Origin of the sequence: Massilia timonae (genome assembly GCF_001866515.1) — a bacterium.
Classification (GTDB): Bacteria; Pseudomonadota; Gammaproteobacteria; order Burkholderiales; family Burkholderiaceae_D; genus Telluria; species Telluria timonae.
This window is the reverse complement of the sequence record NZ_JRYB01000001.1, coordinates 2,141,405-2,156,866: the sequence shown is the minus strand read 5'-3', so window position 1 is coordinate 2,156,866 and position 15,462 is coordinate 2,141,405. Positions and strand designations below refer to the sequence as shown.

At 65.9% G+C, this 15,462-nt stretch carries 14 protein-coding genes; 9 read left to right on the top strand and 5 right to left on the bottom strand.

The genetic code is table 11. From position 1 onward, the window contains the following. Window position 1: 1 nt before the first annotated feature. The 4 genes from sucC to recA form a co-directional block, all read right to left on the bottom strand. Entirely contained in the window at window positions 2-1,171 is a 1,170-nt protein-coding gene (sucC, locus tag LO55_RS09325; protein ID WP_005664966.1) for an ADP-forming succinate--CoA ligase subunit beta, read from the bottom strand. 67 nt (window positions 1,172-1,238) lie between these two features. Next, window positions 1,239-1,802, bottom strand: a complete 564-nt coding sequence (locus tag LO55_RS09320) for a DUF2889 domain-containing protein (RefSeq protein ID WP_005664964.1) — start codon at window positions 1,800-1,802, stop codon at window positions 1,239-1,241. Between the two features lie 541 nt (window positions 1,803-2,343). Beyond that, window positions 2,344-2,805: a recombination regulator RecX gene (recX, locus tag LO55_RS09315; protein ID WP_071361245.1), complete on the bottom strand. Its 462-nt coding sequence runs from the start codon at window positions 2,803-2,805 to the stop codon at window positions 2,344-2,346. Between the two features lie 72 nt (window positions 2,806-2,877). Further along, entirely contained in the window at window positions 2,878-3,954 is a 1,077-nt protein-coding gene (recA, locus tag LO55_RS09310) for a recombinase RecA (RefSeq protein WP_071361244.1), read from the bottom strand. 202 nt (window positions 3,955-4,156) lie between these two features. Here recA and LO55_RS09305 point away from each other — a divergent pair, with 202 nt between their 5' ends. From LO55_RS09305 to LO55_RS09285, 5 genes are all read left to right on the top strand, one after another. Then, window positions 4,157-4,891, top strand: coding sequence for a response regulator transcription factor (locus tag LO55_RS09305; RefSeq protein WP_005664960.1), 735 nt, complete (start codon window positions 4,157-4,159; stop codon window positions 4,889-4,891). Beyond that, on the top strand, window positions 4,888-6,471 hold the full coding sequence (locus LO55_RS09300; protein ID WP_083415269.1) for a sensor histidine kinase: 1,584 nt from the start codon (window positions 4,888-4,890) through the stop codon (window positions 6,469-6,471). The genes LO55_RS09305 and LO55_RS09300 overlap by 4 nt, the downstream gene beginning before the upstream one ends. Beyond that, window positions 6,449-6,772 carry a DUF4212 domain-containing protein gene (locus tag LO55_RS09295; protein ID WP_071361243.1) on the top strand — a complete coding sequence of 108 codons (324 nt, stop codon included), beginning with the start codon at window positions 6,449-6,451 and terminating at the stop codon, window positions 6,770-6,772. Before LO55_RS09300 ends, LO55_RS09295 begins: the two co-directional genes overlap by 23 nt. Then, window positions 6,769-8,829 (top strand): sodium:solute symporter family protein, encoded by a 2,061-nt coding sequence (locus LO55_RS09290; protein WP_071361242.1) that lies wholly within the window; start codon window positions 6,769-6,771, stop codon window positions 8,827-8,829. Before LO55_RS09295 ends, LO55_RS09290 begins: the two co-directional genes overlap by 4 nt. Before the next feature lie 110 nt (window positions 8,830-8,939). Beyond that, window positions 8,940-10,970 carry an alpha/beta hydrolase family protein gene (locus LO55_RS09285; RefSeq protein WP_071361241.1) on the top strand — a complete coding sequence of 677 codons (2,031 nt, stop codon included), beginning with the start codon at window positions 8,940-8,942 and terminating at the stop codon, window positions 10,968-10,970. Between the two features lie 60 nt (window positions 10,971-11,030). Here LO55_RS09285 and purM read toward each other — a convergent pair whose 3' ends face one another. Beyond that, a complete protein-coding gene (purM, locus tag LO55_RS09280) occupies window positions 11,031-12,074 on the bottom strand; it encodes a phosphoribosylformylglycinamidine cyclo-ligase (protein WP_071361240.1) in 1,044 nt (347 codons plus the stop codon). 179 nt (window positions 12,075-12,253) lie between these two features. Between purM and hda the strand changes: the two genes are divergently transcribed. Genes hda through folK form a run of 4 tightly spaced genes read left to right on the top strand, consistent with a single transcriptional unit; the run spans window position 12,254 to window position 15,459 of the window. Beyond that, window positions 12,254-12,937: a DnaA regulatory inactivator Hda gene (gene hda, locus LO55_RS09275; RefSeq protein ID WP_071361239.1), complete on the top strand. Its 684-nt coding sequence runs from the start codon at window positions 12,254-12,256 to the stop codon at window positions 12,935-12,937. Further along, a complete protein-coding gene (locus LO55_RS09270) occupies window positions 12,934-13,608 on the top strand; it encodes an HAD family hydrolase (protein WP_071361238.1) in 675 nt (224 codons plus the stop codon). Before hda ends, LO55_RS09270 begins: the two co-directional genes overlap by 4 nt. Then, window positions 13,601-14,989 (top strand): polynucleotide adenylyltransferase PcnB, encoded by a 1,389-nt coding sequence (pcnB, locus tag LO55_RS09265; RefSeq protein WP_071361237.1) that lies wholly within the window; start codon window positions 13,601-13,603, stop codon window positions 14,987-14,989. The genes LO55_RS09270 and pcnB overlap by 8 nt, the downstream gene beginning before the upstream one ends. Next, entirely contained in the window at window positions 14,986-15,459 is a 474-nt protein-coding gene (gene folK / locus LO55_RS09260) for a 2-amino-4-hydroxy-6-hydroxymethyldihydropteridine diphosphokinase (RefSeq protein ID WP_071361236.1), read from the top strand. The genes pcnB and folK overlap by 4 nt, the downstream gene beginning before the upstream one ends. The last annotated feature ends 3 nt before the right edge of the window (window positions 15,460-15,462 follow it).

Sequence of the window (15,462 nt, the reverse complement as noted above, 5' to 3'; positions counted from 1 at the left end):
ATTAGGCTTTACCAGCGGCGGCGGCGACGACCGACTTCGCTGCGTCTTCCATCGTGTCTGCGGCGATGATTGGCAGACCCGAGTCAGCCAGCATCTTCTTGCCCAGGTCTTCGTTGGTGCCCTTCATGCGCACGACCAGCGGCACTTGCAGCGACACGGCTTTCGATGCGGTGATCACGCCTTCGGCGATGACGTCGCAACGCATGATGCCGCCGAAGATGTTGACCAGGATGGCCTTCAGTTCCGGGTTCTTCAGCATGATCTTGAAGGCTTCGGTCACTTTCTCGGCCGTGGCGCCACCGCCGACGTCCAGGAAGTTGGCCGGCTCGCCGCCGAACAGCTTGATGGTGTCCATGGTGGCCATGGCCAGGCCGGCGCCGTTCACCAGGCAGCCGATGTTGCCGTCCAGCGAGATGTAAGCCAGGTCGAACTTCGATGCTTCGACTTCGGCTGGATCTTCTTCGTCCAGGTCGCGGTAGGCGACGATCTCTGGGTGACGGAACAGCGCGTTGGCGTCGAAGTTGAATTTCGCGTCCAGGGCGATGATCTTGCCCGAGCCGGTCACGATCAGCGGGTTGATTTCTGCCAGCGATGCGTCGGTTTCCCAGTAGGCTTTGTACAGGCCTTGCAGGTTGGCGCGGGCGTCGGCGATCGAGCCGGCCGGCACGCCGATCTTGGCGGCGACTTCGTCGGCGTCGGCGTCGGTCAGGCCGACGGCCGGGTCGATCACGACGTTGTGGATTTTTTCAGGGTTGCTGTGCGCGACTTCTTCGATGTCCATGCCGCCTTCCGACGAGGCCATCAGCACGACCTTCTGGGTCACGCGGTCGGTGACCAGCGAGACGTACAGTTCCTGCTTGATGTCGGCGCCTTCTTCGATCATCAGGCGACGCACTTTCTGGCCTTCAGGGCCGGTCTGGTGGGTCACCAGCTGCATGCCCATGATCTGGTCAGCGTATTCCTTGACTTGTTCAATCGACTTGGCGACCTTGACGCCACCGCCCTTGCCACGGCCACCAGCGTGGATCTGGGCCTTGACCACCCAGACCGGACCGCCCAGTTCTTCAGCTGCCTTGACAGCCTCTTCCACCGACATGCACGGAATGCCGCGCGGAACGGTCACCCCGAATTTTCGGAGGATCTCTTTGCCCTGGTACTCATGGATCTTCATGCTGGCTTCCCTTCTTCTATTACTGAATTAGAAATACGGTTGAACTACAAAAATAAAACGACGAACGCTAACCCGAGACGGCCTTGATCGACCAGCGTGGGTAGTATTTGGCCACGGCAGGGCCGTCGCTGCGCAGGGCGTGGCAACGGTCGAGCTCAAATGGACGGTCGGTTGACGAGCCGCCGAGCCCGCCTGGGGCATCGACATTGTCGTCAGCAAAGGCTTGCAGGGCTGCGGTTGGCAGCACCTGGGCCAATTCGGTCAAATGGGTGCAGCCGAGCACGCCGGATAGGCGGTCTTTCAGATGCAACCGGAAATGGTTCACGAGCGAGAGCCCGATCAACTTCTTGTAGGCAGGGCCGATGGTATCGCAATAGCCCGGATACGGGACGGCATCGGATGCGGCTTCGGCATCGACGATGTTCAGGTCGCGGTCGATGGTCACGCGCAGCTTGAGGTCGTGCACCGGCGTGCCGCCGGGACGTTCGCCGGAAGCAAGCGCGACAGTACGCGTCTTCACATCGCGGATGCTGGCATCGAGGTCCCACAAGCCATCGTCGCGCGCGAACGCTTCGACTGTGATGGCGCGCGTATGCCGGAGCGAGCGCGATACGGGAGGTGACAAAGGCATAAATACCAGTGCCGTCGAGACGGCGGTTAGTGATGCAGCCGGTGTGCTTCGTGCACGTTGCCGCAGCTTCTGCGACAACAACCGCTCATGCGGCGCTGCTTAAACCCGCAAAGTTTAGCACAGCGTCCACAGCGGCGCATGGGAAAGAAAGGTTGGTAAGGGATACTACGAGGAGATGAAGGGACTTCGGGGGAATATGACGGCGCGTTTGCCGCTTATATTATTCGCCCGTCTTTAATGCGAGTCGCCAAGCCATTCACGGCGTGAATGAACGATATGTAGTTGGGATAGGATCAGTCAGTGATCGGACGGTCAGGCGTAACAAAGCGCCAGCGTGCAGCGCCATCGCCCGTTGAGGAATATGCCCTAGGCATATCGGGAGATGGCGCTCCACGCTGGCGCCTGGAGAGGTATGGCCGCCAGATCAGCGTCACGGACATGAAGTCCTTCGAGGCACGCTGTAGTGACGTACATCTTAGTCAAAGGCACGCTGTAACGACGCATATTGTAGTTGAACGCGTGGACGGAAAATCCGTCCACCCTACGACAACTCGTCGTCCGCAGGGCTACCTTGCATTGCCACCCGCGCCGCGCGCTGGGAAAAGCCGCGTTGCAGCAGGAAGCGCATTTGCTTGGCCCGCATCGCCGCGTCGGTGGCGACGGTGCCGAACTTGCGCTGCCAGACTTCGATGGCACGCGCGGTCTCGCTGTCGGACAGCCCGGCCTTGATCTCGACCAGCGCATCGCCGGTAACGCCATGGCTTTGCAACTCCGCCACTACGCGGCTGTTGCCGTAGCGGCTAGCCTTACGGTTGATCAGGGACTCGGCAAAACGTTCTTGCGACAGCCAGTTATTCTTTTCAAGGAAATCCAGGAGGGCGTCGACGTCTTCGTCTTCCTGGGCATACTTGGCCAGCTTGCGCCGCAACTCGAACCGGCTGTGCTCGCGCTGCGACAGATAGCGCAGCGCGCGCGCCTTGAGGCTCAGTACGGGTGCTGGCATGGCAACACCATCGTCGACAACATGGCGCGAACAGCCACGGCGCTACCCTGCCGCGCCGCCCTCGCCAGACGATTACTCACCAACAGCCTGCAGCTTTGGCTTGTCGTCGCCACCGGCTGCCACCGGCGGCAGTTCGCGCACGCCCAGGGCGGCGCGGACCTTGTTTTCGATCTCACGCGCCAGGGCCGGGCGATCCTTCAGGAACTGACGGGCATTGTCCTTGCCCTGGCCGATGCGCTCGCCGTTATAGCTGTACCACGAGCCCGACTTCTCGACGATCTTGTTGTCGGCGCCCAAGTCCAGGATTTCGCCTTCGCGCGAGGTGCCTTCTCCGTACAGGATGTCGAAGTGGGCTTCCTTGAACGGTGGCGCGATCTTGTTCTTGACGACCTTGACCTTGGTTTCGTTACCGATCACTTCGTCGCCCGACTTGATCGAACCGGTACGACGGATGTCCATGCGCACGGAGGCGTAGAACTTCAGTGCGTTACCGCCGGTGGTGGTCTCGGGGCTGCCGAACATGACGCCGATCTTCATACGGATCTGGTTAATGAAGATCACCAGCGTGTTGGTGCGGTTGATCGAACCGGTCAGCTTGCGCAGCGCTTGCGACATCAGGCGCGCCTGCAGGCCCGGCAGCGAATCGCCCATGTCGCCTTCGATCTCGGCGCGCGGGGTCAGTGCCGCCACCGAGTCGATGACCACCAGGTCGACGCTGCCCGAACGCACCAGTGCGTCGGTGATTTCGAGCGCCTGTTCGCCGGTATCCGGCTGCGAGATCAGCAGGTCGCCCAGGTTGATGCCCAATTTTTGGGCATAGGTCACGTCGAGCGCGTGCTCGGCGTCGATGAAGGCGCAGGTGCCGCCCAGTTTCTGCATCTGGGCGATGGTCTGCAAGGTCAGGGTGGTTTTACCCGACGATTCAGGGCCGTAGATCTCGACGATACGGCCGCGCGGCAGGCCGCCGACGCCCAGTGCGATGTCGAGGCCCAGCGAGCCGGTGGAAACAGTCTGCACTTCCTCGACCGGTGCGCTGGTGTCCATGCGCATGACCGAGCCCTTGCCGAACTGCTTTTCGATTTGCGCCAGGGCGGCTGCCAGCGCCTTGCCTTTTTCAGAGGCGTTCAATGCGGATTTTTTGTCGTCCATGGTGTACTTTCAATCGTGGAGTAGGCAAGGTGTGGGCGCGCACGCGCACTTCAAGAGCCACTACTGTATAAAAATCCAGTGGTTTTTGCAAGCACTAATACGTGGCCATCTTGTCAAGAAATGGGGCCAGGCTCGCATTGTTGCGACAAATCAAACACAATACGGGTCTGAGTTTGTCTAACGCGATAACCGAGGTGCCATTATGCGAATTCTGCTCGCTGAAGATGATAGCGTACTTGCCGACGGCCTGACGCGATCCTTGCGCCAGTCCGGCTATGCCATCGATTACGTCAAGAACGGCCAGGATGCCGACACCGCCCTTTCCACCCAGGAGTTCGACCTGCTCATCCTCGACCTCGGCCTGCCGAAGATGTCGGGGCTCGAGGTGCTGCGCCGCCTGCGCGCCCGCGCCTCGCTGCTGCCGGTCCTGATCCTCACCGCCGCCGATTCCGTCGAGCAGCGCGTGGAGGGCCTCGACCTGGGCGCCGACGACTACATGGCCAAGCCGTTCGCCCTGTCCGAACTCGAGGCGCGGGTGCGCGCCCTCACCCGCCGCGGCGCCGGCGGCGGCCCGACCGTGGTGCGCCACGGCCCGCTGGTCTACGACCAGGTCGGCCGCAGCGCCTACATCAACGACCAGATGCTCGACCTCTCGGCGCGCGAGCTCGGCCTGCTCGAAGTGCTGCTGGCGCGCACCGGTCGTCTGGTATCCAAAGAACAATTGGTTGACCACTTGTGCGAATGGGGCGAAGAAGTCTCGAACAACGCGATCGAGGTCTACGTGCACCGCCTGCGCAAGAAGATCGAAGTCGGCGGCGTGCGCATCGCCACCGTGCGCGGCCTGGGCTACTGCCTCGAGAAATTCTCCGAGGCCGCCGCCAGCGCCTCCGCCGAGCGCAGCGCAGCAACCGCAACGGCAACCGTCGCCGACAGGTGAACGAACGCGACGCCGGCTTGACGCCCTGGCCTGAGCACGGGTCGGCTTCTGCCCCGGCTGCGCCGGCCGAGCCGACCTACGTCCCGCCGAATCCCGAGCCGGACGAAAACATCCGCCATTCGCTGTTCGGCGAAATCCTCGACTGGATGCTGGCCCCGCTGCTGCTGCTGTGGCCGATGAGCATCGCCATCACCTATCTCGTCGCCAAGTCGATCGCCAACCAGCCTTTCGACGACGCGCTCGAAGACCGGGTCACGGTGCTGGGCCAGCAGATCCGCAGCGTGGCCGGCAAGGCCGCCGGCCAGCTGCATCCGTCCGGCCGCGACATCCTGCGCGCCGACGACGTCGACAGCGTCTATTACCTGCTGGCCGGGCCCGACGGCGAGCTGCTGGACGGCGACCGCGACCTGCCGCGTCCGCGGATGAACGCCGACGACGAGCATGCGCGCAGCGGCGCGGTCGAGTTCCGCAACGACAGCATCCACGGCACGCCGATCCGGGTCGCCTACACCTACATCAACCTCGACCCATTGCACGAGCGTTCCCCGCAGCCGCCGCTCGAACCGCCGCTGGCCCTGGTGCAGGTGGCCGAGACGCTCGACAAGCGCGCGCACCTGGCGGGCGAGATCATCAAAGGCGTGATCCTGCCCCAGTTCATCATCCTGCCGGTGATCCTGGCGCTGGTCTGGTTCGCGCTGTCGCGCGGCCTGACCCCGCTGGCCGAGCTGCAGCAGCGCATCCGGGCGCGGCCCCAGGACGACCTGTCGCCGATCGATCCACGCCAGGTGCCCGAAGAAATCTCGCCGCTGGTCGGCTCCTTCAACGACATGCTCGAGCGCCTGGGCGAATCGGTGGCGATGCAGAAGCGCTTCATCGCCGACGCCGCGCACCAGATGAAGACCCCGTTGGCCGGCATGCGCATGCAGTCCGAGCTGGCCCTGCGCCAGCTCGACCCGGCCGAGATCCACCGCTCGCTGGAACAGCTGGCCAAGAGTTCGGAGTCGGCCACGCGCCTGGTGAACCAGCTGCTGGCGCTGGCGCGCGCCGAAAACCAGCCGCAGGCCGGCCTGGCCTTCGCCGAGATCGACCTGCCGCGCCTGGCCCGCGAGACGGTGCAGGACTGGGTGCAGGCCTCGTTCGCGGGCGAGATCGACCTGGGCTTCGAGCCGCCCACCGCCGACGAAGGCCCGGTCGTCATCGCCGGCCAGCCGCTGATGCTGCGCGAACTGCTGTCGAACCTGATCGACAATGCGCTGCGCTACACGCCGGCCGGCGGCAGCGTCACGGTGCGCGTGCGGCGCGACGGCGCCGGCGGACCGGCCCTGCTCGAGGTCGAGGACACCGGCCCCGGCATCGCCCCGAGCGAGCGCGAACGCGTGTTCGAGCGCTTCTACCGCATCCTGGGCAGCAATACCCAGGGCAGCGGCCTGGGCCTGGCGATCGTGCGCGAGATCGCGCGGCAGCACGGCGCCGAGATCGACATCTTCAACAACCCGCGCAGCCACTCCGCGCGCTTCCCGGGCAGCCTGTTCCGCCTGACCTTCCCTCCTCCGCTCCATGAACCCGACGCCGCCCCTTGACCCCCACCATGACGCCGCGGCGCGGCGCCGCTGCGCCAACGCCATGCACTGGGAGCGCACCCGCAAGATGACCCTGCTGCTGCTGGCGCTGTGGCTGGCGACCGGCTTCGGCACCGTGTTCTTCGCGCGCGAACTGGCGCGCTTCGAGGTGTTCGGCTGGCCGCTGTCGTTCTACATGGCGGCGCAAGGCGCCTCGCTGGTGTCGCTGGCCATCATCGGCTTCTATGCCTGGCGCATGCGCCGGCTCGACCGCGACGCTGCGGCCAATACTGCGGCGGGCGCCGGGGATGCGCCACGATGAGCGGCAAGCTGCCTTATTTCAGCAAGCTGGCGCGCTACTACCTGTGGTACACCGGCTGCTTCGCGCTGTTCCTGGTCGCCGTCGCCCTGCTCGAGCAGGAAGGCATGCCGCGCCTGTGGATCGGCCACCTGTTCATGTTCGCCACCATCGCCCTGTACGCGATCATCGGCGTGATCTGCCGCACCTCGAGCGTCACCGAATACTACGTCGCCGGGCGGCGCGTGCCGGCCATGTTCAACGGCATGGCCACCGCCGCCGACTGGATCTCGGCGGCCAGCTTCATCAGCCTGGCCGGGGGCCTGTATCTGCAGGGCTTCGACGGCCTGGCCTTCATCATGGGCTGGACCGGCGGCTTCGTGCTGGTCGCGCTGCTCATCGCGCCCTACCTGCGCAAGTTCGCGCAGTACACCGTGCCCGACTTTTTGGCGGCGCGCTACGGCGGTGGAAGTGGGGACAAAGGCGGAGGCCGCGGCGCCCCGGTGCGCGCGCTGGCGGTCGGCGCCACCATCCTGGTCTCGTTCACCTACGTGGTGGCGCAGATCTACGCGGTCGGCCTGATCGCCTCGCGCTTCACCGGCGTCGACTTCTCGGTCGGAATCTTCCTGGGCCTGGCGAGCATCCTGGTGTGCTCGTTCCTGGGCGGGATGCGCGCCATCACCTGGACCCAGGTGGCGCAGTACATCATCCTGCTGGTCGCCTTCCTGATTCCGACCATGTGGCTGTCGGCCAAGCACGCCGACAATCCGATCCCCGCGGTGGCGTATGGCTCGCTGCTGCCCAAGCTGACCGCGCGCGAAGCCGAACTGGCGCGCGACCCGCGCGAAGAACAGGTGCGCGCCGAGTTCCGCCGCAGGGCCGATGAATACGCGGCGCGGCTGGAGGCGCTGCCCGAATCGTGGGAGACCGGCAAGCTGGACGCCCAGCGCCAGCTGGCGGCGGCGCGCGCGCGCAACGCCTCGCTGACCGAGGTGCGCCAGGCCGAGCGCGCGCTGGCCACCTATCCCAACTCGGTGGACGAGGCGCGCTCGCAATGGAGCGAGCGGCGCGACGCCAACCTGGCGCGCGCCCGGCCGCCCGAGCCGCATGCCGAGCCCTTCCCCGGCGCCACGAAGGAAGAATCGGACGGGCGCCGCAACAACTTCCTGGCGGTGGTGTTCTGCCTGATGTTCGGCACCGCGGCGCTACCCCACATCCTGATGCGGGCCTACACCACGCCGTCGGTGAACGATACCCGGGTCTCGGTGTTCTGGACCCTGTTCTTCATCCTGCTGGTGTACCTGACGATTCCGGCGCTGGCGGTGCTGGCCAAGTACGACATCTATACCTCGCTGGTCGGCAGCGACTTCTCGGCGCTGCCCACCTGGATCTCTTACTGGGCCAACGTGGACAAGGCCAATCCCCTGGTGAGCGTGGCCGACATCAACGGCGACGGCATCGTGCAGCTGGCCGAATTCGCGATCGACGCCGACGTGCTGGTGCTGGCCACGCCCGAGATCGGCGGCCTGCCCTACGTGATCGCGGGCCTGGTCGCGGCCGGCGGCCTGGCGGCGGCGCTGTCGACCGCCGACGGCCTGCTGCTGGCGATCTCCAACGCGCTGTCGCACGACGTCTACTACAAGATGGTCAACCCGGGCGCCTCGACCCAGAAGCGGGTGACGATTTCCAAGCTGCTGCTGCTGGGGGTGGCCTTCATCGCCGCCTACGTGGCCTCGCAAAAGCCGGCCGACATCCTGTCACTTGTCGCCGCGGCGTTCTCACTTGCTGGTTCGACGCTCTTTCCGGTGCTGGTGCTGGGCGTGTTCTGGAAGCGCGCCAACCACCAGGGGGCGATCGCCGGGATGCTGGTCGGGTTCGCGGTCTGCCTGTACTACATGCTGCGCGCGAGTCCGGCGCTGGGCGGCAACCTGGGCGATGCCTGGTTCGGCATCCTGCCGATGGCGGCCGGCGTGTTCGGGGTGCCGGCCGGGATGCTGACGGTGGTGGCGGTCAGCCTGCTCACCGCGCCGCCCAGCCGCGGCAGCGAGGGCATGGTCGACTACATCCGGGCGCCGGAGTGACTTCAAGGTGAGAATTGAGTAGATTCCGGCCGGGCTCCGGATGATATCGTGATTCGTGCAGGTCGCCTCGCCGCGGCCGCTACGACAATAACGATCTCAGACGGAAAACCATGACTGCATTGACCCGCGCATTGCGCGCCGCCTCGCTGGCGGCGCTGGTGCTGTGCGGCGCGGCCCAGGCCCAGGCCCCGGCCCCGGCCACCACGTCCGCCGCACCGCCTCCCCTCTCCGCTTTCTTCGGCAACTCCCCATTCGGCGACGCCAAGCTCTCGCCCACGGCCCGCTACCTGGCCGTGCGCGCCAGCGCGCCCGGCCAGCGCGACTTCCTGATGGTGATCGACCTGGACACCAAGGCCGGCAAGATCATCGCCAGCTACAGCGATGCCGACGTCAACGGCTTTTACTGGATCAACGACACGCGCCTGGTCTTCGACACCCACGAAAAAGGCGTGGGGCCGGGCGACCAGCGTTTCGCGCCCGGCCTGTATGCGGTGGACCACGACGGCGGACGCTTCGTCGAACTGGCCAGCCGCACCGGCAGGTCGGCCAACGAGGGGTCGCGCACGGCGCGCAAGCTGCTGCCGGTCCAGAGCCGGATCGCCGGCAATATGCCGTGGGAAGGCTCGGACTACACCTATGTGGCGTCGGCGGTCGGCAACATGAAGGGAGAGATGAGTCACGTCGACCTGCTGCGCGTCAACACCGTCACCGGCCAGTACAGCACCGTGCCGCGCCCGGGCAATACCTTTGGCTGGCTGCTCGACCACAAGGGGGAGCCGCGCCTGGCGATCACCCACAAGGACCTCACCAGGACGATCCAGTATCTCGACCCGGCCACCGGCGAGTGGCGCGCGCTGGCCAGCTCCCCGATTTTCCAGGAAACCGCCGACACCATCGAGCCGCTGGGCTTCGGCCCGACCGGCAACCTGTTCGTCGTGGCCCGCGGCAAGACCGGCCTGAAGGCGCTGCACACCCTCGACGTTGCCACCGGCAAGCGCGATCCGCAGCCGTTGCTGTCCGCCCCCGGCTACGATTTCGACGGCGGCCTCGTGGTCAACAGCGACAAGGTGCTCGGGGTCCTGTTCCGGACCGACGCGATGTCGAACGAGTGGTTCGATCCCTCCATGAAACAGGTCCAGCAGGACGTCGACAAGCTGCTGCCCACGACCGTCAACCTGGTCTCGGTGCCGGGGCACGCGACGTCGCCGCTGGCCGTGGTCACCGCGTATTCCGACGTCGTCGCCCCCATCTTCTTCCTGTACGACACCAGGACGAAAGCGCTGAACAAGATCGGCGAAGCGCGCCCCGGTCTGCAGCCGGCGCAGATGGGACGCCAGCAATTCTTCCGCTACAAGGCGCGCGACGGCATGGACATCCCGGCGCTGCTGACGCTGCCGCCGGGCGCGCAACGCAGCGGCCTGCCCCTGGTGGTCATGGTGCATGGCGGCCCCTACGTCCGCGGCGCCTCCTGGGGCTGGTCGCCCGTGTCGCAATTCCTGGCCTCGCGCGGCTATGCGGTGCTGGAACCCGAGTTTCGCGGCAGCCAGGGCTTCGGCTCGCAGCATGAGCGCGCCGGCTACAAGCAATGGGGCCTGGCGATGCAGAACGATATCGCCGACGGCGCGCGCTGGGCGATCGACAAGGGGATCGTCGATCCCAAGCGCATCTGCATCGCCGGCGGCAGCTATGGCGGCTACGCCACCCTGATGGGCCTGGTCAACGATCCGGACCTGTACAAGTGCGGGATCAATATCGTCGGCGTGACCGATATCGGCCTGCTGTTCGACAATGGCTGGAGCCTGAGCGACGACGTCTCGCGCGACACCAAGGAACACAGCATGCCGGAAAAGATCGGCGATCCGGTCAAGGACGCGGCCCAGTTCAAGGCCACCTCGCCCATCCAGCAGGCCGCGCGCATCACCCAGCCATTGATCCTGGCCTATGGCGGGGTCGACCGGCGCGTGCCGATCAACCACGGCACTGCGTTCCGCAACGCCGTCATGCGCACCAACAAGAACGTCGAGTGGATCGAGTATCCGGAAGAAGGCCATGGCTGGTCGCTGGAAAAGAACCGCCTCGACTTCTGGGGCCGGGTCGAGACCTTCCTCGACAAGCACATCGGCAGCGGCGCGGCGCGCTGAGCGGCCGGATGTGAAAACGGGCGCCCGCGGGCGCCCGTCTTGCGTGCGACGATGCGCCGCTTACAGCACGACGGTCTGCGCCTGGCCTTCTTCGCGGGCGCGGATCTCGCCGATGCGGTAGACGGTCTCGCCGGCCGCTTCCAGCTGGGCAAACGCCGCATCCGCGTTCTCTTTCGAGACGATCACGGTCATGCCGATGCCGCAGTTGAACACGCGGTGCATCTCGGCGTCGGCCACGCCGCCATGCTGCTGCAGCCACTTGAACAGCGGCGGCATGGTCCACGACGACGCGTCCAGCACGGCGGTGAGGTTATCCTGCAGCACGCGCGGGATGTTCTCGACCAGGCCGCCGCCGGTGATGTGCACCAGGCCCTTCACTTCCATCGAGGCCATCAGGGCCAGCAGCGGCTTGACGTAGAGACGGGTCGGCGCCATCAGCACGTCGGCCAGCTTGCGGCCGTGGAAGTCTGACTCGAGGTCGGGCTTGGCCACTTGAATAATCTTGCGCACCAGCGAGTAACCATTGGAGTGGATGCCCGACGAGGCCAGGCCCAGCACCACGTCGCCCGGCACGATCTTGCTGCCGTCGATGATCTGCGACTTTTCGACCGCGCCGACGGCGAAGCCGGCCAGGTCGTATTCGCCGTCCGGGTACATGCCCGGCATTTCGGCGGTTTCGCCGCCCAGCAGGGCGCAGCCCGACTCTTCGCAGCCCTTGGCGATGCCCGAGACCACGGCGGTGGCCGTTGCCACGTCCAGCTTGCCGCACGCAAAGTAATCGAGGAAGAACAGCGGCTCGGCGCCCTGCACCAGGATGTCGTTGACGCTCATGGCGACCAGGTCGATGCCGACCGTGTCGTGGCGGTTCAGCTCGAACGCCAGCTTGAGCTTGGTGCCCACGCCGTCGGTGCCCGAGACCAGGACCGGTTCCTTGAACTTCTTGCTGATCTCAAACAGACCGCCGAAGCCGCCGATCCCGCCCAGCACGCCTTCGCGCATGGTGCGCTTGGCGAGCGGCTTGATCGCTTCGACCAGGGCGTCGCCGGCATCGATATCGACACCCGCGTCGCGGTAAGAGAGAGAAACATTAGATGGTTGGCTCATGGTATTTGGCAGCGGAGGCGGTAAAATAGGAGGCGACCGGCAAAACTGGTCAATCCACTATTTTAGCAAAACGGTTCTCCCCATAACCGTTTGACGAACTAATTTGATTAACAGCGCAGCGGAAATCACCTTACTGGCATGCCATTTTCCCTTACCGCGGGCATGAACCGACGAACGCCATGAAACAGCTGGTGCTCGATTTAGGCGCCGAGCCGGCGCACAGCCTCGACACCTTCCAGGTGGGGGAAAATGCCGAACTGGCGCACCTGATGCACCTGTTCGCCGAGCGCGTCTCGCGCGAGCACTTCGCCTATCTGTGGGGCGATACCGGCGCCGGCAAGACCCACCTGCTGCAGGCGCTGGCAGCCAGCCCGGCCTCGCGCTACATCGCAGCAAGCGCGCCTGCCGAGCAGTTCGTGCACGCGCCCGAGGTCACGCTGTACCTGCTGGACGATTGCGACCGCCTCAGCCCGCAACGCCAGATCGACGCCTTCGCGCTGTTCAACCAGATCCGCGAGCACGGCGCCTACATGGTCTGCACCGGTCCGGTGCCGCCGGCCGTGCTGGGGGTGCGCGAAGACCTGCGCACCCGCATGGGCTGGGGGCTGGTGTACCAGATCCACGGCCTGTCGGACGACCAGAAGATCGAAGCGCTGACGCACGCCGCCGAGGCGCGCGGTTTGACCTTGTCGGCCAGCGTGTTACCCTATTTGTTGTCTCATTTCAAACGCGACATGCGTTCCCTGTCGACCATGCTGGACGCGCTGGACCAGTATTCGCTCGAAACCCAGCGCCCGGTCACGCTGCCCCTGCTGCGCGACCTGCTGTTGCAAGAGAATCTGCCGCTTGAACCCAAAGAATGAAAAACCTTGCCCTGTTTGACCTCGACCACACCCTGCTGCCGCTCGATTCGGACCACGAATGGGGAGAATTCCTGGCGCGGGTCGGCGCGGTCGACGGCGACGCCTACCGCGCCCGCAACGACGCCTTCTTCGCCCAGTACAACGCCGGCGTGCTCGACCCGGTCGAATACCTCGAGTTCGCGCTCGGCACCCTGGCGAGCTTTTCCCGCCTGGAGCTTGAATCCCTCCATGCGCGCTACATGCGCGAAGTGATCGAGCCGGCCATCAAGCCGCAGGCATTGAGGCTGGTGCGCGAGCACCAGGACGCCGGCGACCTGGTGGCGATCATCACCGCCACCAACCACTACATCACGGCGCCGATCGCGGCCGCCTTCGGCGTCGAGCACCATATCGCGGCCATGCCCGAACGCGACGCCGCCGGCAACCTGACCGGACGCCTGGCCGGGACCCCGACCTCGGGCCCGGGCAAGATCACGCACATGCACGCCTGGCTGGAACGCCTGGGGCAGCCGTTCGGCAGCTTCGGCCGCAGCCATTTCTACAGCGATTCGCACAACGACATTCCGCTGCTGTCCATCGTCTCCCATCCGGTCGCGACCAATCCGAGCGCCGCGCTCGCGAGCCACGCGCAGCAACAGGGCTGGCCAACCATCCAACTATTCAATGATTAAAAAATTCATCCGTAAAATCCTGGGTGTGAAAGACCAGCGCGACGCCACCGAACCGACCATCCTCGGCCCGGCCGAACACGGCATCGACCCCAAGAACGTCTCGTCCAACGCGATCCGCGTCACGCAGACACTGCAGGAAGCCGGCTTCAAGGCCTTCGTCGTCGGCGGCGCGGTGCGCGACCTGCTGCTGGGCGTGAAGCCCAAGGACTTCGACATCGCCACCGACGCCACGCCCGAGCAGGTCAAAAAACTGTTCCGGCGCGCCTTCATCATCGGCCGCCGTTTCCAGATCGTGCACGTGATGTTCGGTCAGGACCTGCTGGAGGTGACCACCTTCCGCGGCAACGGCAGCGACAACGCGCCCAAGGACGAACACGGCCGCGTCCTGCGCGACAACAGCTTCGGCCCGCAACATGAAGACGCCGCGCGGCGCGACTTCACCATCAACGCCATGTACTACGATCCGGCCACCCAATCGGTGCTGGACTACCACGGCGGCATCGAGGACATCCGCGCCAAGACCCTGCGCATCATCGGCATGCCCGAGGCGCGCTACCGCGAAGACCCGGTGCGCATGCTGCGCGTGGTGCGCTTCGCGGCCAAGCTGGGCTTCACGATCGAGCCGACCACGCGCGCGCCGATCCCCGTGATGGCCCCGCTGATCGACAACGTGCCGGCGGCGCGCGTGTTCGACGAAATGCTCAAGCTGCTGCTGTCGGGCCACGCCCTGGCCTGCCTCAAGGAACTGCGCTCGGCCGGCCTGCACCATGGCCTGCTGCCCCTGCTCGACGTGGTGCTGGAGCAGCCGATCGGCATGAAGTTCGTGACCCTGGCCCTGGACTCGACCGACTCGCGCGTCAAGGCCGGCAAGGGCGTCTCGCCCGGCTTCCTGTTCGCTTCGCTCCTGTGGCACCAGGTGCTCGAAAAATGGACCGCCTACCGCGCCGCCGGCGAGGCGCCGATTCCCGCGCTGCACCTGGCGGCCGACGCCGTGCTCGAGACGCAAACCGAGAACCTGGCCCTGCAGCGCCGCATCGCCACCGATATGCGCGACATCTGGGCCATGCAGCCGCGCTTCGAGCGCCGCGCCGGCCGCGCGCCGTACAAGCTGCTGGAACACCCGCGCTTCCGCGCCGGCTACGACTTCCTGCTGCTGCGCTGCCAGTCGGGAGAACTGCCTGCCGAGGTGGGCGAATGGTGGACCGAGTTCTATGCAGCCGAAGGCGGCGACCGCGAGCGCCTGGTGGCTGCGGCCAACACGCGCGAGCGCGAAGGCGGCGCCACCAATGGCGCGCCGAAGAAGCGTCGGCCGCGTCGTGGCCCGCGCAAATCCAGTGGCGAAGGCGCCCCGGCGCCGGCAGCAGGTGGTAGCGAGGAATGAAGGCCTGGGTCGGGATCGGCGCCAACCTGGGCGACGCGCAGGCGAACGTGCTCGACGCGCTGGCGCGCCTGGCGCGGCTCCACGGCAGCACGCTGCTGCACACCTCGAGCCTGTACCGCACGGCCCCGGTCGATTCGGGCGGCGACGACTACATCAATGCCGTGGCCTGCATCGACACCACGCTGGCGGCGCACGACCTGCTTGCCGCGCTGCAGGACATCGAGCAGGCCCATGGCCGCGAGCGGCCCTACCGCAACGCGCCGCGCACGCTCGACCTCGACCTGCTGCTGTACGGCGACGAGGTCATCGCCAGCCCGACCTTGACGGTGCCGCATCCGCGCATGCATGAACGCGCCTTCGTGCTGCAGCCGCTGCTCGAGATCGCCCCCGACATCGACATTCCCGGCCACGGCCCGGCGCGCAATTTCGCGGCGCTGGTGGCCGGCCAGACCATCGCCAAGCTCGCGTAGGAA